The organism is Modestobacter sp. SYSU DS0657 (genome assembly GCF_054050925.1).
Genome location: NZ_JBJHAG010000041.1, coordinates 1 through 16,188 on the forward strand (window position 1 = coordinate 1; position 16,188 = coordinate 16,188).

General features: G+C 74.4%; 14 protein-coding genes. 3 read left to right on the forward strand and 11 right to left on the reverse strand.

The window, feature by feature from the left end:
- Positions 1–159: 159 nt before the first annotated feature.
- The gene (locus ACI79A_RS18660; protein WP_457085256.1) at positions 160–804 is read left to right on the forward strand and encodes a helix-turn-helix domain-containing protein; all 645 of its coding nucleotides are present in this window, start codon (positions 160–162) and stop codon (positions 802–804) included.
- A gap of 205 nt (positions 805–1,009) precedes the next feature.
- On the forward strand, positions 1,010–2,743 hold the full coding sequence (gene leuA, locus ACI79A_RS18665) for a 2-isopropylmalate synthase (protein WP_457085257.1): 1,734 nt from the start codon (positions 1,010–1,012) through the stop codon (positions 2,741–2,743).
- Positions 2,744–2,769: 26 nt separating this feature from the next.
- On the opposite strand, the gene ACI79A_RS18670 is transcribed toward leuA, so the two are convergent.
- The 9 genes from ACI79A_RS18670 to ACI79A_RS18710 form a co-directional block, all read right to left on the reverse strand.
- Entirely contained in the window at positions 2,770–3,693 is a 924-nt protein-coding gene (locus tag ACI79A_RS18670; protein ID WP_457085258.1) for an LppW family protein, read from the reverse strand.
- Between the two features lie 86 nt (positions 3,694–3,779).
- Positions 3,780–4,271 carry a monovalent cation/H(+) antiporter subunit G gene (mnhG, locus tag ACI79A_RS18675; RefSeq protein WP_457085259.1) on the reverse strand — a complete coding sequence of 164 codons (492 nt, stop codon included), beginning with the start codon at positions 4,269–4,271 and terminating at the stop codon, positions 3,780–3,782.
- A complete protein-coding gene (locus ACI79A_RS18680; RefSeq protein WP_457085260.1) occupies positions 4,268–4,609 on the reverse strand; it encodes a monovalent cation/H+ antiporter complex subunit F in 342 nt (113 codons plus the stop codon). Before ACI79A_RS18680 ends, mnhG begins: the two co-directional genes overlap by 4 nt.
- Complete coding sequence (locus ACI79A_RS18685; RefSeq protein WP_457085261.1) at positions 4,606–5,196, reverse strand: Na+/H+ antiporter subunit E; 591 nt, start codon at positions 5,194–5,196, stop codon at positions 4,606–4,608. The genes ACI79A_RS18680 and ACI79A_RS18685 overlap by 4 nt, the downstream gene beginning before the upstream one ends.
- Positions 5,193–6,956, reverse strand: a complete 1,764-nt coding sequence (locus ACI79A_RS18690; protein WP_457085262.1) for a Na+/H+ antiporter subunit D — start codon at positions 6,954–6,956, stop codon at positions 5,193–5,195. Before ACI79A_RS18690 ends, ACI79A_RS18685 begins: the two co-directional genes overlap by 4 nt.
- A complete protein-coding gene (locus ACI79A_RS18695) occupies positions 6,953–7,480 on the reverse strand; it encodes a Na(+)/H(+) antiporter subunit C (RefSeq protein WP_457085263.1) in 528 nt (175 codons plus the stop codon). Before ACI79A_RS18695 ends, ACI79A_RS18690 begins: the two co-directional genes overlap by 4 nt.
- The gene (locus tag ACI79A_RS18700) at positions 7,477–10,365 is read right to left on the reverse strand and encodes a Na+/H+ antiporter subunit A (RefSeq protein WP_457085264.1); all 2,889 of its coding nucleotides are present in this window, start codon (positions 10,363–10,365) and stop codon (positions 7,477–7,479) included. Before ACI79A_RS18700 ends, ACI79A_RS18695 begins: the two co-directional genes overlap by 4 nt.
- 144 nt (positions 10,366–10,509) lie before the next feature.
- Positions 10,510–11,169, reverse strand: coding sequence for a response regulator (locus tag ACI79A_RS18705; RefSeq protein ID WP_457085265.1), 660 nt, complete (start codon positions 11,167–11,169; stop codon positions 10,510–10,512).
- Positions 11,166–12,335 carry a sensor histidine kinase gene (locus ACI79A_RS18710; RefSeq protein ID WP_457085266.1) on the reverse strand — a complete coding sequence of 390 codons (1,170 nt, stop codon included), beginning with the start codon at positions 12,333–12,335 and terminating at the stop codon, positions 11,166–11,168. The genes ACI79A_RS18705 and ACI79A_RS18710 overlap by 4 nt, the downstream gene beginning before the upstream one ends.
- Before the next feature lie 187 nt (positions 12,336–12,522).
- Here ACI79A_RS18710 and ACI79A_RS18715 point away from each other — a divergent pair, with 187 nt between their 5' ends.
- Complete coding sequence (locus ACI79A_RS18715) at positions 12,523–13,227, forward strand: hypothetical protein (RefSeq protein WP_457085267.1); 705 nt, start codon at positions 12,523–12,525, stop codon at positions 13,225–13,227.
- 93 nt (positions 13,228–13,320) lie between these two features.
- On the opposite strand, the gene ACI79A_RS18720 is transcribed toward ACI79A_RS18715, so the two are convergent.
- Both ACI79A_RS18720 and ACI79A_RS18725 read right to left on the reverse strand, forming a co-directional pair.
- Complete coding sequence (locus ACI79A_RS18720; protein ID WP_457085268.1) at positions 13,321–15,186, reverse strand: ABC-F family ATP-binding cassette domain-containing protein; 1,866 nt, start codon at positions 15,184–15,186, stop codon at positions 13,321–13,323.
- Between the two features lie 99 nt (positions 15,187–15,285).
- A complete protein-coding gene (locus ACI79A_RS18725; protein ID WP_457085269.1) occupies positions 15,286–16,185 on the reverse strand; it encodes a transglutaminase family protein in 900 nt (299 codons plus the stop codon).
- Between the last annotated feature and the right edge of the window lie 3 nt (positions 16,186–16,188).

Below are 16,188 nucleotides of genomic sequence, written 5' to 3' on the forward strand. Positions count from 1 at the left end.
GTGCTCTGCCCACCCCGGGTGGGCAGAGCACGACCCCGCGCGGGGCATCCCTGCCACACCCACCTTCGTGGTGTGCCCACCCCCTGTGGGCAGACCACGACTTTCCACAGGTCACCTCTCGGGGTCCCCACGGGCGGTGCCGGCGACGACGCTGCCCGCGTGACCGCAGCTGCCCCATCCGCCCTGCCCGGCCTGCTGCGCCGGATCCGCCGGACCGGTGACCTCTCGCAACGCGAGCTGGCCGAGCACCTCGGGGTGTCGAAGTCCGCGATCGCAGCGGTCGAGTGCGGGGCGCGCGGCCTGGACGCCCGGGTGCTGGAGCGGGCCGCCGAGCTCGCCGGGCTGCGGCTGGCCCTCCTCGACGAGCAGGGACGGGACGCACCCGGCATGACCGACGCCGCCGTCCGGGACGGCGCGGGTCGGCTGTTCCCCGCGCACCTGGACACCCGCCACGGCGACGAGGACTGGTGGGGAGGTGAGCACCTGCCCCGGGCCACCCCGCCGCGCTACACCTTCAGCCGCGAGCGGCGGTACCGCGACGGGCGGCGCCGGCTCAGCGGGACGGCCGGGGACCACCACGTGCCGGAGCCGGGCGATTCCCTGCCCGACCGGGCGCGGGCCCGCGCCCAGGCCGCCGCCCGGCGGGCCGCCGAGGAACGGCGACGCCGGTTCCTCGCCGGCGAGCGTCCCCCGCCGTCACCCGACCCGGTCTGCACCTGCCCGCCCGGCTGCGACGTCCTGCTGGTCGCCGGGGAGCGCTGGCCGCACGTCGAGGACTGCCCGTGCCGGTGCGACCTGGGCTGACGACGGCCCGGTGACATGCCGGGCCGGGGCGTCGCTGCTACCGTGACCGACGTGCGCGGCAGCCTCCTGCTTACCCGCCGCGGCGAGGCCCTCTCCTAGGTCGGCCCCCTCGCCGCGGTGTTCGCGCGTACCCGGCGCCTGCTGACCTCCCCCCGGAGCTGTTGCGCCGTCCGCGCACGACAGCCCGCGCACGAGGAGACCTCCCATGAGCGAGTCCCACCCGCACGCCCGCAACCCCCAGCGCCCCTCCGGGATGCCGATCGGCAAGTACGCGCCGTTCACCCCGGTACCGCTGCCCGACCGCACCTGGCCGGAGACGGTCACCACCCAGGCCCCGCGCTGGTGCGCGGTCGACCTCCGCGACGGCAACCAGGCCCTGATCGACCCGATGAGCCCCGAGCGCAAGCGGCGGATGTTCGAGCTGCTGGTCCGGATGGGCTACAAGGAGATCGAGGTCGGCTTCCCGGCGGCCAGCCAGACCGACTACGACTTCATCCGCCAGCTGGTCGAGGACGACCTGATCCCCGACGACGTCACCGTGCAGGTGCTCACCCAGGCCCGCGACGAGCTGATCGAGCGCACGTTCGAGTCCCTGCGGGGCGCCAGGCAGGCGATCGTGCACCTGTACAACTCCACCTCCACGCTCCAGCGGCGGGTCGTGTTCAACTCCGACCGGGCCGGGATCACCGACATCGCCGTCCACGGCGCCCGGCTGGTGCGCAAGCTGGCCGAGCAGGCCGGTGACACCGAGATCCGGTTCGAGTACTCCCCCGAGTCCTTCACCGGCACCGAGCTGGAGTTCGCCGCCGAGGTCTGCAACGCCGTCACCGACGTGTGGGAGCCGACCGTCGACCGCCCGACCATCCTGAACCTGCCGGCGACGGTGGAGATGGCCGAGCCGACCGTCTACGCCGACCAGATCGAGTGGATGCACCGCAACCTGGCCCGCCGCGACGCGGTCGTGCTCTCCCTGCACCCGCACAACGACCGGGGCACCGCCGTGGCCGCCGCGGAGCTGGGCTACCGGGCCGGCGCCGACCGCATCGAGGGGTGCCTGTTCGGCAACGGCGAGCGCACCGGCAACGTCGACCTGGTCACCCTGGGGCTGAACCTGTTCAGCCAGGGCATCGACCCGCAGATCGACTTCTCCGACATCGACGAGATCCGGCGCACCGTCGAGTACTGCAACCAGCTGGGCGTGCACGAGCGGCACCCCTACGGCGGCGACCTGGTCTACACCGCGTTCTCCGGCTCCCACCAGGACGCCATCAACAAGGGCTTCACGGCGCTGGCCGCCGACGCCGAGGCCGCGGGGAAGACCGTGGACGAGATCCCGTGGGCGGTCCCGTACCTGCCGATCGACCCGAAGGACGTCGGCCGCAGCTACGAAGCGGTGATCCGGGTGAACAGCCAGTCCGGCAAGGGCGGCGTCGCCTACATCATGAAGACCGAGAACCAGCTGGACCTGCCGCGGCGGCTCCAGATCGAGTTCAGTGCGGTCGTCCAGCGGCACACCGACGACGAGGGCGGCGAGGTCACCGCCCAGCAGATGTGGGCGGCGTTCAAGAACGAGTACCTGCCCGACACCGACGCCCCCTGGGGCCGGTTCTCCCTCGCCGGTCACGAGCACACCGCCTCGGGCACCGGTCCGGACGAGATCCGGGTCGACCTCGTCGACGGTGGCGTGCCGGTCACCCTGGAAGGCCGGGGCAACGGACCGATCGCGGCGTTCGTGGACGCGCTGCGCAGCGTCGACGTCGACGTCCGCGTGCTCGACTACGCCGAGCACGCGCTGTCGGCCGGAGGCGACGCCCGCGCCGCCTCCTACGTCGAGTGCGCCGTGGGCGAGCGGGTGCTGTGGGGCGTCGGGATCGACGCCAACATCGTCACCGCATCGCTGCGGGCGATCGTCTCCGCCGTCAACCGCGCCCAGCGCTGAGCATTCGGTGGAGGGCGCCGGGCGGATCAGCCGGTGCCCTCCACCAGCACGGCCGCGGCGTCGTCGAGGGCGGTCCTCAGTTGCCCGTAGCCCGAGCTGCGCGGCGCCTCGGACAGCAGGACCACCACCCGGCCGTTCGGCAGGACACCCGACGAGTGCAGCTGCCGGCGGCCCGCCGGGCAGCAGGCCCACGCCTGCTTGACCGCGACCTCCCCTCCGCCGACCGGCAGCCCGTCGGCCAGCAGCCCGAAGGCCTGGTCGAAGCCGTCGGCCGCGGTGTCGGCGGCCGCCCGCATCCAGTCCAGCAGGGTGGCCGCCGCCCGCTCCTCGGGACGGTCGGCGACCGCGCGGAGGAACCGGGCGAGGTCCACCGCACTCGTGGTCGTGGCTCCCCACTGGGTCGGGTCCGCCGGTGGCGCGGTGTCCGCGAGGTCGAAGGCGGCCGCAGCGTCCCGGACGAGGGCCGTGCCGTCCTGCTCCACCCACAGCAGGTTCATCGCCTCGTCGTCCGACAGGGTGATGGCCCGCTCCAGCAGCCCGGCGGTCCGCTCGTCGGGCCCCTCGGGCCCGGCCTGGTCGAGGACCTGGTGCACCACCAGCAGCTTCACCAGCGAGGCGGCGTCCTGCGGGTCGGCCGCGGTCGGGCCCTCGACCAGCGTCGATCCCTGCGCGTCCAGCACGACCACCGAGATCGTCGCCCGGGCGCCGGACGCGGCGTCCTCGACCTCGCGGAGGACACCGTCCTGATCGACGTCCCGCTCCCCCCGGTTCTCCCGGTGGGTGTCCGGCGTCCCCCGGTCGGTGACGGGCGCCGACGTCGCTCCGCCGGAGGAGCCGGTGGCTGCGCCGTTCCTCCCCGTCCCGGCCGTGCAGCCGACGGCGAGGAGCAGCAGGACGACCAGCAGGCCGGCCACCGCGACGCCCAGCGGCCGGTTCCGGGCGCCGGTCACGCGTCGATGGTCGGGCATCTGGTTGTCCCGCGCAGGTCGATCACGCCACCGCCGGCGGCGGGCAGCCCGGCCGACGACGCGGCGTGTCATCCGGTGCCGGTCGTACGAGCCTCGTCGGGCTGGGCGGCGTCGGCCTGGGCAGCGTCGGTCGGGTGCGTCCCGGACGGGGGGTCGGTCGGGGCGTCGGCGGGCTGGTCGCCGCTCATCCCCGCCTCACCGGCACGCAGTTCGGCTCCGCGCTCCGCACCGCCCAGCTCGTCGACCAGCAGCAGGCCGCGGTCAGCGTGCCGGCGCCGGTAGGCGATCCGGCTGACCATGTGCGCGTTGACCGGGGCGGTGATCAGCTGGAACGCCGCGACCAGCAGCAGCATCCAGGTCGCCGACCAGCCGGAGAGCCGGATGGCCCCTCCGATCATGATGAGCAGCACGCCCATGACCTGCGGTTTCGTGCCCGCGTGCATCCGGGACAGGACGTCGGGGAAGCGCAGCAGCCCGACCCCCGCGGTGAGGCAGAGAAACGCACCCGCCAGCAGGCACGCTGCGGCGATCCAGTCGGCCACCGAGTCGAAGTCGTTCACCGTCGTCCCCCGTCCTCGGGCGTCTCCAGCTGCGCGGCGGCCGGCGAGATCCCGAGGTCCTCGTCGTCCGCTCCCGTGCGCAGCAGCATGCCGCCGATGTAGCGCGCGACCGAGACGGCCCCCACGAAGACGAGCATGGCGACGACCACGAGCACCGGAACGACCGTCGGGTCCCGGTCCAGGGCCGCGTGCACCGCGAGGCCGGCCGCGACGATCACCAGGATGGTGTCCGTGGCCACCACCCGGTCGAGCAGGGAGGGGCCCAGCGCCAGTCGCACCATCGCCAGCACCGCGCCCAGAGCCAGCATCCCGTAGATCAGGACCACGATGACGCTCATCGGCTCGACTCCGCGCCGGCGGGGGCCTGCGTGCCGTGCTCGGCCGGCTCCCGGTCGAGCCGAGCGATGTCCTCCGCCGAGCCGAACGCACGCACCACCCGCCGCTCCGTCGCCAGCACCTCCGCGCGCTGCCGTTCGACGTCGGCCTCGCTGCCGACGTCCAGCACGTGGACGCCCAGAGCCATCCGCCGTCGGTCCAGGTCCAGCACCATCGACCCGGGCACCAGCGTGAGGACCTGCGAGATGACGCTCAGCAGCAGGTCCGAGTCGGTGCGCAGCTGCACCAGGATGACCGCGCTCCGCCGGACGCCGCTGGGCCGCAGCGTCTGCCAGGCGACCTGGGCGCTGGAGACCGTGAGGTTGACCAGGAAGTGACCCACGAAGTACAGCGCCGCCACCGGGTGCAGCCGCGCTCCACCAACGACGGCGGGCAGCGGGAGCAGGAGGGTGACCGCCAGGGCCACCAGCAGACCGGAGATGAGGTTCGCCCAGGTCCAGGTGCCCCACAGCAGGATCCAGATGAGCACCAGCCAGACGAGCAGGGGCGCCCGGTGCCGCAGCCAGCGGCCGGGAGCGTCGACGGTCACCGGTCCACCCCCTCGCCGTAGACGGCCTCGATGTAGGGCGTGCGGTCACGGAGGTCGGCCGCGGAGCGGGTGGTCATCCCGTACAGCGGTCCGGCGACCACGGTGAGACCCACGGTGAGCACCACCATCGCCGCGGTGGCCGCCATCATCACCGCCGGGAGCGGCCGCACCGCCGCCCGGGACTCCCCCGCACCGCCGCTCGGCTGCCCGTCGCCCCCGGCAGGCCCCGCCGTCGCCACGGCGACGTGCCGCTGCCAGGCGCCGCGACGGCCCGTCCGGCGGACGACCGTGGTGGAGGTCGCCCCGCCGGTCAGCCCCTCGGGCAGGTTGTCGGCCGGCTCGTCGCCGCCCGAGGCGGGGTCCTGCGGACCGTCGTCCGGGCCGTTGTCGGGCCCGGCGTCACGGGCCGCGGCCGCGGCGGTGTCGGCCGAGGCCGACTGCGCCGACGGCCGCCAGAAGGCCCGCGTCCACACCCGGGACATGGCCACCAGCGTGAGGAGGCTGGTCACGACCGCACCGCCCACCAGCACGTACGCCTGCCAGCCGCCGACGGAGACGCCGGCACCGAGCAGGCCGACCTTGCCGATGAAGCCGGAGAACGGGGGGATGCCGGCCAGGTTCATCGCCGGCACGAAGAAGAGCACCGCGAGCACGGGGGATGCGGTGGCGAGCCCGCCGAGGCGGGCGCTGCTCGTCGTACCGCCCCGCCGCTCGATCAGCCCGGCGACCAGGAACAGGGTCGTCTGGATGGCGATGTGGTGGACCACGTAGAAGATCGCGCCGGCCAGCCCGGCCGTGGTCGCGAGCGCGATGCCGAAGACCATGTACCCGATGTGGCTGACCAGCGTGAACGACAGGATGCGCCGGATGTCGGTCTGCGCCACCGCGCCGAGGATGCCGACCACCATGGTGGCCAGGGCGGCCCACATGAGCACGTCGTCGAGCGCACCGCCGGGGAACAGCAGCGTCTGGGTGCGGATGATCGCGTAGACGCCGACCTTGGTGAGCAGGCCGGCGAACACGGCGGTGACCGGGGCCGGCGCGGTCGGGTAGCTGTCGGGCAGCCAGGCCGACAGCGGGAAGACCGCCGCCTTGATGCTGAAGGCGATCAGCAGCAGGGCCTGCAGCATCAGCTGGGTGCCGTCGGGCAGGTCACCGAGCCGGCCGGCCAGCTGCGCCAGGTTCACCGTGCCGGTCGCGGCGTAGACGAGCGCGATCGAGGCGAGGAAGAGGAGCGAGCTGAGCAGGCTGACCACCACGTAGGTGATGCCCGCGCGGATCCGCGGGGCCGAGCCGCCCAGGGTGAGCAGCACGTAGCTGGAGGTCAGCAGCACCTCGAAGCCCACGTAGAGGTTGAACAGGTCACCGGCGAGGAACGCGTAGCTCACGCCGGCGATGAGGACCAGGAACGTCGGGTGGAAGATCGACAGAGGGGTCTCCTCGTCGCCGTCGGCCGTGCCCTGGCCGACGGCGAACACGAGCACCCCCAGCCCCACCGTGCTGGCCACCACGAGCATCAGCGCGGAGAGCCGGTCGACCACGAGCATGATCGCGACCGGGACCGGCCAGTCCCCGACGGCGACCGCGGCCGCGCCCTGGGCGTCGGCGATGAGCAGCAGGGCGACCGAGACCCCCACCACCGTGGCCAGGACCACGATGCTCACCGTGCGCTGCACCCGCGGGTGCCGGCCCACCAGCAGCGCGGCCGCCGCCCCGAGCAGCGGCAGCAGCACCGGCAGGGGTGCGAGGGTGCCGATCACCGGTCGCTCCGCCGGGTCGGCGGGAGTCCGATGTCGTCGGAGGCGAACTCGCCGTACCGGTGCGCCAACTGCTCCTCCACGTCGACGTCGGAGGGCATGGTGTTCCCCTTGCCCGCGGGCCGGTCCTCGGTCGGCAGGTCGTCGGGGTCGATGTCGTCGGCGTCCATGCCCTGCCGGGCCGCGACCCGCCGGTCCTCCTCGTCGATCTCGATGACCTCCTGCCGGACCAGCCGCCAGGACCGGTGCACCATCGCCAGCAGGAAGGCGGTCACCCCGAAGGTGATCACGATCGCGGTCAGCACCAGGGCCTGCGGCAGCGGGTCGCTCATCTCCTCCGCCTCGGCGTAGCCGAACACCGGCGACAGCCCGGTCGGGCCGCTGGCGGACAGCAGCAGCAGGTTCGTCGCGTTCCCCAGCAGGATGAAGCCGAGGATCACCCGGGTCAGGCTGCGGTCCAGCAGCAGGTAGACCCCTGCCGCGTAGAGGCCACCAATCACGACCGGGAGCACGATGGTGGGGGTCATCGGGCGATCACCTCCTCGGGAGCGGTGTCCGCCGGCTCCTGCTCGTCCTCCTGGCGGTCCGTCTCGGCACCCAGGCTGCGGAGCACGTCCAGGACCAGCCCCACGACGATGAGGTAGACGCCGATGTCGAAGAACAGCGCGGTGGGCAGGCTCACGTGGCCGAGCACCGCCACGTCGGTCTCCAGGTAGGCGGACTCGAGCACCGACCCGCCCAGCAGCAGGCCGGCCACCCCGGAGCCACCGGCCAGCAGCAGCCCGCCCCCGAGCAGCAGGCCCGGGGGCACCGGGGCGGCCGCGCCGAGTTCGTACCTCCCGCCGGCCAGGTAGCGGAGCACGAGCGCCAGCCCGGCCACCAGCCCACCGGCGAACCCACCGCCGGGCTGGTTGTGCCCGGAGAACAGCAGGAACAGCGAGAAGACGACGACCGGGTGGAACAGGAAGCGCGTGGCCACCTCCAGGACCACGGACCGCCGCTGGGGCGCGAGGGTCGAGCTCGCCGAGAGCCACCGGCTCTTCGGCGCGCGCCGGGCCTGGCTCGGGTCGTCCTCGGACGCCTGCCCCTCCTCTGCCCGGTCGACCGCGCCGGTGCGGCTGCGGAGGAAGACCAGGCTGGCCACGCCCGTGGCCGCGACGACGAGCACCGACAGCTCGCCCAGGGTGTCCCAGGCGCGGATGTCGACGAGGATCACGTTGACCACGTTCTCCCCGTGCCCCTCCTCCAGCGCGAGCTCGGGCATGTCGGTGGAGACCGGCGTGGCCGTGCGGGCGGCCAACGCGGCTGCGCCGACCCCGGCCATGAGCAGGCCCACGCTGCCCGCCAGCACCGCCCGGACGGTCCGCTCGGCGGGGCGGTGGCGTTCGCTGATGTCCTTGGGCAGCCGGCGCAGCACCAGCACGAAGACCACGAGGCTCAGCGTCTCGACCAGGAACTGGGTCAGCGCAAGGTCGGGAGCGCCGTGCAGCACGAACAGCAGCGCCAGCCCGTAGCCGGTCACGCCGACGACGAGCACCGCGGACAGGCGCTGCCGGAGCGGCACGGCCACGAACGCGGCGGTCACGACCACCGCGCCGACCAGCGCCTGCAGGGGGCTGTCCCACGCCCGCCACTCGTCCGGCCACGGCGCCTGGAACAACAGCACCGACCCGGGCAGCGCCAGGACGACGACGAGGATGGTGCCGAGGTAGGCGGGCAGCGACCCGCGCTGCGTCGTACCCGTGACCAGGACGGCGAGCCGGTCGAGGGCCTGCAGGGTGTTCCAGTAGCCCTCGTCGGCGGAGGCGCCGACGGCCAGCCGCTGCTGCAGCCGGTGGAACGGCGCGCGCAGCGCGAAGATCGCAGCACCTCCGAGCAGGGTGACCACGGAGAGCGCGAGCGCGGGCTGCAGGCCGTGCCACAGCGCCAGGTGCTCCGCCTCCGGGGCGATCAGGGGCAGGGTCTCGGAGTAGCGGACCACCAGGTGGTCCAGCAGCGGGCTGGCCGGGCCGGCGGCGAGCCCGGCGAGCGCGAGCACGGCCGGCGCGGCGAGGAACAGCGGCCCGGGGTGGTGCTCCAGCTCCGCCGGCGCCGTGTCCGGCAGCTCCGGCTTGCGGGCGAACGCGCCCCACAGGAAGCGGGCGCAGTACGCAGCGGTGAAGACCGAGCCGAGCACCAGCCCGACCAGGACGACGACGGCGGCCACCCGGTCGGGGACCCCGCCATCCCACAGCGCGGTGAACGCCGCCTCCTTCCCGACGAAGCCCAGGAACGGCGGCAACCCGACCAGGCTGGCCGCGGCCAGCGTGGCGATCACGGCGAGGGCGGGCATGCGCCGCCCCAGCCCGGACAGCAGCCGCAGGTCGCGGACCCCGGTCGCGTGGTCGACCACCCCGACGGAGAGGAACAGCGTCGACTTGCTCAGCGCGTGCGCGACGGTCATCGCCAGCCCCGCCGCGGCCAGCTCCTCGCTGCCGGCCCCGACCATGGTGATCAGGAAGCCCAGCTGGCTGACCGTGCTGAAGGCCAGCAGCAGCTTCAGGTCGTTCTGCCGCAGCGAGCGCCAGCCGCCGATCAGCATGGTCGCCACGCCGAGCCCCAGCACGACCGGCCGCCAGCCGGGGACGTCGGCGAAGCCGGGGGCCAGCCGGGCCACCAGGTAGATGCCGGCCTTCACCATCGCGGCGGCGTGCAGGTAGGCGCTGACCGGGGTCGGCGCCTCCATCGCGGCCGGCAGCCAGAAGTGGAAGGGCACCATCGCCGACTTGGTGACCGCACCGGCCAGGACGAGCATCGTGCCGGCCACCAGCACCGGGCCGCTGCCCGGGTCGGCCACGATCACCGACAGCAGCCTGCTGCCGCTGGCCGAGGAGATCATCAGCAGCCCGACCAGCATGGCCAGGCCGCCGGCCGTGGTGAGCAGCAGCGCCTGGCTCGCCGCCCGCCGTCCGGCCAGCTTGCCGCCCGACCCGCCGATCAGCAGGAACGAGAAGACGGTGGTGAGCTCCCAGAAGACGTAGAGCACCAGCACGTCGTCGGCGAGCACCAGGCCGAGCATCGAACCGGCGAAGGCGGTCATCACCGCGGCGAACCGGCCCACGCCCTCCTCGTCGGGCTCGAAGTAGCGCGCGCAGTAGACCAGCACCAGCGCGCCGACCCCGGTGACCAGGCCAGCGAAGGTGAGCGACAGGGCGTCCAGCCGCAGCGCGATGTCCAGGTCCAGCGCCGGGATCCAGGACACGGTCTCGCGGACCTCGCCCCCGCCGACCACCGTGCCCAGGCGGGTCAGCACCCAGCCGAAGGACACGCCCGGGACCAGCGCGAGGGCCAGGAACGCCTGGCGCCCCCACCACCGCACCAGCAGCGGGGCGACCACCGCGGCAGCGAGGTGCAGGATCAGCAGCAGGCCCAACGGGTCCCTTCCGGTCGTCGTCGGCCGGGCGTGCGGGTGCACGCACCGCAGTTCGGCGCGATCGAATCGTTGCGCCCCATCTTCCCGGCGTCCGTGGTTCCCGGCGACTCGAGGCGATCTTCGCGCCGCCGGCGCCGGCGACGATCACCGTCCGGGGGTGACCAGCCCGCTCTCGTAGGCGAACGCGACGGCCTGCACCCGGTCGCGCAGGCCCAGCTTGAGCAGCACCCGGCTGACGTGCGTCTTCACCGTCGCCTCCCCCAGGTACAGGCGGCCGGCGATCTCGGCGTTGGACAGCCCGGCGGCCACCAGGGCGAGCACGTCCGTCTCCCGCTCGGTGAGCTGCGCGAGCGCCGCGGCGCGCACCGGGTCGGGCGCCGGTGCGGTCGCGAAGGACTCGATGACCCGCAAGGTCACCGCGGGGTCGAGCAGGCCACCGCCGTCGGCGACGGTGCGCACGGCCGCCACCAGGTCCTCCGGCGGGGCCACCTTGAGCAGGAAGCCGCTCACCCCCGCGCGCAGGGCTGCGGTCACGTACTCGTCCTCGTCGAACGTCGTCAGCACCACCACGCGGGTGGGCAGGCCCGCGGCGATGATCCGGCGGGCCGCTTCCAGCCCGTCGACGCCGGGCATGCGGACGTCGAGCAGGACGACGTCGGGGCGGAGCGCGGTCACCACCCGCACGCCCTCCGCGCCGTCGGCGGCCTCCCCCACCACCTCCACGTCCGGCTCGGCGGCCAGCACCATGCGGAGCCCCGTGCGCACCATCGCCTGGTCGTCGACCAGCACCACCCGGATCGTCACCCGGCCACCGCCGGGCTGCGCACGGCGCTCACCGGGAAGCTGGCCCGCACCCGGTAGCCGCCCCCGCGCACCGGCCCGACCTCGAGGCTGCCGCCGGCGACCGCGACCCGCTCCCGCATGTGCAGCTGACCGAACCCGCCCGGGGCGGCGTCCTCGACGGCGCCGGTCACCCGGGGCCGGCCGTCGTCGGTGACCGTCACGGTCACCCGGTCCGGCCGCCAGGTGACCTCCACCCGGGTCGCGGCCGCCCCGGCGTGCCGGACGACGTTGGACAGCGCCTCCTGCACCACCCGGACGGCGGAGACGTCGACCAGCTGCGGGAGCGGCACCGGGTCGCCGGTGACCTGCAGCTCGACGGGCACCCCGCCGGCCCGCAGCTCGTCCACCACCGCCTCCAGGCGGGTCAGCGACGGCTGCGGCGCCGGGTCGCCGGTGGCCGGTTCGCGGAGCACGCCGACCACCCGGCGCATCTCCTCGACCGCCTCCCGGCCCAGCCGCTCCAGGCCGAGCAGCACCTGCTGGGCCTCGGGCTCATCGGGCAGCAGGCGGCGCAGCCCGCCCATCTGCAGCACCATCACGCTCACCGAGTGGGCGACCGAGTCGTGCACCTCGCGGGCGATCCTGGCCCGCTCGGCCACCGCCGCCGCCGTCGCCACCGTCTCCTGCTGGGCGGCCAGCCGCGCCGCCAGCACCTCCAGCTCGCGGGAGCGCTGCCGGGACTGCCGCACCAGCGCGCCCACGCCCCACGCCACGCCGGTGACCAGCAGGTAGAAGAAGCCCTCCCACGGCGACGGGGAGAGCAGCAACCCGGCCACGAGGACCAGCAGCGTGGCCGCGACGGCGACCAGCGCCCCGCGCCGCACCGCCAGCACCGCAGCGGCGTGACCGACCAGGACCGCCATGCCGATCAGCTGCGCGCCGCCCGGCCCGGGGGCGCCCAGCGCGAAGTTGCCGATCACGCTGGCCGACCCCAGCAGCGCCGCCGCCGCGGGCCAGCGCGGGCAGCAGGCCAGCAGCAGCCCCACCGCCAGACCCGGCAGCACCAGCGCCGCGCTCTGCCGGGAGAAGGTGTCGATCGCCGACTCCAGCACCGCCATGCCGCCGATCAGCAGGCCCACCGCGGGCCACGCCCAGCGGCCGGCGGAGCGGGCGTCCCAGCGCGGCATGCGAGCACGGTAGGGGTCCGGGAGCGGGCCGGACATCCCCCACGCGACGGACCCGGGGGCGGCCTCCGTCCGCCGTCCGGCGGACCCCGGTCGGTGCGTGCGGACGGACGCGGGGGGACCCCGGTCGTCCCTAGCTTCCTCGTCGACACCGCGACGAGACGGTGCCCTCCCGACCCGAGGACGGACGATGACGACCCAGCTCCCCACGCCCACCGGCCGGCCCGCTCCCGCGGCCGACCGGCCCGCCCGCAGCGCCGCCGCCCGGCTGCTGCCGATCGCCGGCAGCGCGCTGATCGCCGGCCCACTGCTCTACGTCGCGGGCATGGCGACCTCCCCGCCGGCCGACTCGATGGCCCCGGCCGACTACATCGAGTCCCTGGCCCGCGACGAGGGGCTGACCGCGCTGTCGGCCCTGCTGCTGCACTACGGCAACCTGCTGCTGGCGCTGGCCTGGCTGGCGGCGCCGGCTCTGGTCCGCGGCCGCCGGGGCGGCACGCTCACCCTCGTCGGCTCCCTGCTGTCGTCCCTCGGGCTGGTGAGCGTGACCGGCCTGGTGCTGTCGGACTTCTGGACCGGGGCCATCGGCCGCGAGCTCGACCCGGCGACGGCGGAGTCGCTGTTCACCACGGTCGAGGGCTCGGCCGGGATGGGGATCGTCGGTGCGCTCACCCTGTTCGGGCTGATCGGCCCGGTCGTGGTGCTGGCCGGGCTGGCGCGGGCCGGGGTGATCGGCTGGTGGCTGCTCGCCCCGGCGATCGCCTCCCTGGGGCTGTCGATGGCGTTCCCGTTCCAGCCGATGCTCTTCGCGGCGTTCGCCCTGGTGGGTGCGGTGCCCACCGTCGTCGTCGGGCTCCGGCTGCTGCAGCGCTCGCGGGCCGAGCGATCCGCCTGAAGCCGCCGTCCTGGCTCACCCCGCGTGCTCCTGGCTCACCTCCTGCGGTGAGCCAGGAGCACGCATGATCAGGTCACCTGATCCCGGGGGTGGTCAGCCCTCGGCGATCTCGGCCGCGGCCAGCCAGTCGGTCTCGACCTGTTCCTTCTCCGCCTGCACCGCCCGCAGCTGCGCGTCCAGCTCGGCGGCCTTCGCGTAGTCGGTGGCGGCCGCGGCCAGCTGCTCGTGCAGCTTCTTCTCGTCGGCGTCGAGCTTGAGCATCCGGCGTTCCAGGCGGGACGCCTCCTTGCGGGCGGCCCGCGCGTCGGCGGCGCTGTGGCTCGGACCGGAGGACGCGGAGCTGCTGCCGACCGGCGCGGCCGCCCCCGAGCCCGGCAGCGCGGCCTCCCCGGCGGCCCGCCGCCGCAGGTACTCCTCCACCCCGCCGGGCAGCGCGGCCAGCGACCCGTCGCCCATCAGCGCGACCACCGAGTCGCAGACCCGGTCGACGAAGTACCGGTCGTGGCTGACCACCAGCACCGTGCCCGGGAAGTTGTCGAGCAGGTCCTCCAGCGCGGTGAGCGTGTCGATGTCCAGGTCGTTGGTCGGCTCGTCGAGGAGCAGCACGTTCGGCTCGGCCATCAGCAGCCGGAGCAGCTGCAGCCGCCGCCGCTCACCACCGGAGAGGTCGCCCACCGGCGTCCACTGCCGGTTCGCCGCGAAGCCGAAGCGCTCGGCCAGCGTCGAGGCGGAGATCTCCTGGTTGCCGATCCTGGCGATCCGGGCGACGTCCTGCACCGCCTCGAGCACGCGCTGCCGCGGGTCGAGCTCGGTGACGTGCTGGGACAGGTACGCCGGGGCCACCGTCTGGCCGACGACGACCCGGCCGGCGTCCGGCTGCACCTCGCCGACCAGCAGCTTGAGCAGGGAGGTCTTCCCCGCGCCGTTGACCCCGACGACGCCGATCCGGTCGCCCGGGCCGACGTGCCAGGTCAGGTCGCGGAACAGCGTGCGCTCGCCGGGAGCCGCCGGGTCCGCGGGACCGGCCGGGTCGGCGTCGTCGTCCACCGGGCCACGGCCGCGGACGGTGTAGGTGACGTCCTCGACGTCGTAGACGGTCTTGCCCAGCCGCCGGGCGGCGAAGCTGGCCAGCGCCATGGTGTCTCGGGCGGGCGGCTCGTCGGCGATCAGCGCCTGGGCCGCCTCGATCCGGAACTTCGGCTTGCTGGTGCGGGCCGGCGGGCCACGGCGCAGCCAGGCGAGCTCCTTGCGCACCAGGTTGAGCCGGCGTTCCTCGGTCACGTTGGCGATCCGGGCCCGCTCGGCCCGGGCCAGCGTGTACGCCGAGTAGCCGCCCTCGTAGGCGTGCACGGCCCCGTCGGCGACCTCCCACGTGGTGGTGGAGACCTCGTCGAGGAACCAGCGGTCGTGGGTGACGACGATCAGGCCGCCGGTGCGCGCCTTCACGTACTCGGCCAGCCAGGCGACCCCCTCGACGTCGAGGTGGTTGGTCGGCTCGTCGAGCACCAGCAGGTCCAGCGGGCGGATCAGCTGGGCGGCCAGCGCGACCCGGCGCCGCTCGCCACCGGACATCGGCGCGACCGGGGAGTCCAGCCCGATCCGGTCCAGCTCCAGCCCGGTGAGCACCGAGCGGACGGCGGGGTCACCGGCCCACTCGTGCTCGGCGGCGAACCGGGAGGCGGGCAGCACCACGTCGCGCACCGTCGTCCCCGGCGGCAGGGTGCCGGTCTGGTCGAGCACGCCCATCGCCAGGTCGCCGCGTCGGGTGACCCGGCCGGAGTCGGGCTCCTGGGTGCCGGTGAGGACGCCGAGCAGGGTGGACTTGCCGCCCCCGTTGCGGCCGACGACGCCGATGCGTTCGCCGGCGGCGACGCCGAGGGAGACGTCGTCGAGGATCACCGTCGTGCCGTGGGCCTTCGACACCCGTTCCAGGTTGACCAGGTTCAGGGGTGCGCTCATCACCGCCCAGCATCCCAGGTGGGTGACGTGCTGGACGGTCAGGCCCCGTCCAGAGGCTCGTCCCGAGCTCGCGAGGGAGGATGAGGACGGGGTCCTCCTTCAGGCGAGCCGGGTGACCTCGACGGTGACGGTGTGCCCCTCGCTGGCCGGGCCGGAGAAGATGCCCTTCAGCGGCGGCACGTCGGCGTAGTCGCGCCCCCGGCCGAGGGTGACGTGCCGCGGCCCGATCTCGACGGAGTTGGTCGGGTCGTAGCCGGACCACCCGCCGTCCCACCACTCGACCCAGGCGTGGCTCTCGCCGGTGACCGCCTCACCGATGCCGGCGTCCCGCGTCGGGTGCAGGTACCCGGAGACGTAGCGGGCCGGCAGCCCCAGCGCCCGCAACAGGCCGACCGACACGTGCGAGATGTCCTGGCAGACGCCCAAGCCGCGCGTCCACGCCTGCATCGCGTTGGTCTTCACGCTGGTCGCCCCGGACAGGTAGTCGATGTGCTCGCGGACGAACCGGCAGACCACGTGCCCGGCCTCCCGCGGTCCGGCGTCACCGACGGCGGCGCGCACCGCGCGGACCACCGGGGGGTCCATCGCGGTCAGCGTCGTCGGCCGGAGCAGCTCGCCGAACCGGTCGAGCACGTCCGGGCTCGCCAGCTCCGCCCAGCCGACCGGGTCGGGCAGGTGCGGCTCCGGCCCGGCCTCGACCACCGACGTCGCGGTGACCACCAGCTCGGTGTGCGGGCCGTGCAGGTCGAAGGCGGTGACGGTCGAGCCCCAGTAGTCGCGGTAGGCGAGCACCGTGGCCGCCGGCTCGATCTCCACCCGTGCGCGCAGCGTCGCCTGCCGGGTGCTGTTCTCCGGTGTCATCCGCGCCTCGTTGTACGACGAGCGGACCGGGCCGCCGTAGCGGAAGGCGCTGCGGTGCACGATCTGCAGGCGCCACCGGTCGGCGCCGACCCGGGCCGGCACGGCCTGCATCTGGAACTGGGCGTGTCCGTGCGTCACGGG

Bases quoted from the DNA above. Each gene is read 5' to 3' on its own strand.
- ACI79A_RS18720 (WP_457085268.1), bottom strand. From the start codon at position 15,186: ATGAGCGCACCCCTGAACCTGGTCAACCTGGAACGGGTGTCGAAGGCC.
- ACI79A_RS18680 (WP_457085260.1), bottom strand. From the start codon at position 4,609: ATGAGCGTCATCGTGGTCCTGATCTACGGGATGCTGGCTCTGGGCGCG.
- ACI79A_RS18715 (WP_457085267.1), top strand. From the start codon at position 12,523: ATGACGACCCAGCTCCCCACGCCCACCGGCCGGCCCGCTCCCGCGGCC.
- ACI79A_RS18710 (WP_457085266.1), bottom strand. From the start codon at position 12,335: ATGCCGCGCTGGGACGCCCGCTCCGCCGGCCGCTGGGCGTGGCCCGCG.
- ACI79A_RS18695 (WP_457085263.1), bottom strand. From the start codon at position 7,480: ATGACCCCCACCATCGTGCTCCCGGTCGTGATTGGTGGCCTCTACGCG.
- leuA (WP_457085257.1), top strand. From the start codon at position 1,010: ATGAGCGAGTCCCACCCGCACGCCCGCAACCCCCAGCGCCCCTCCGGG.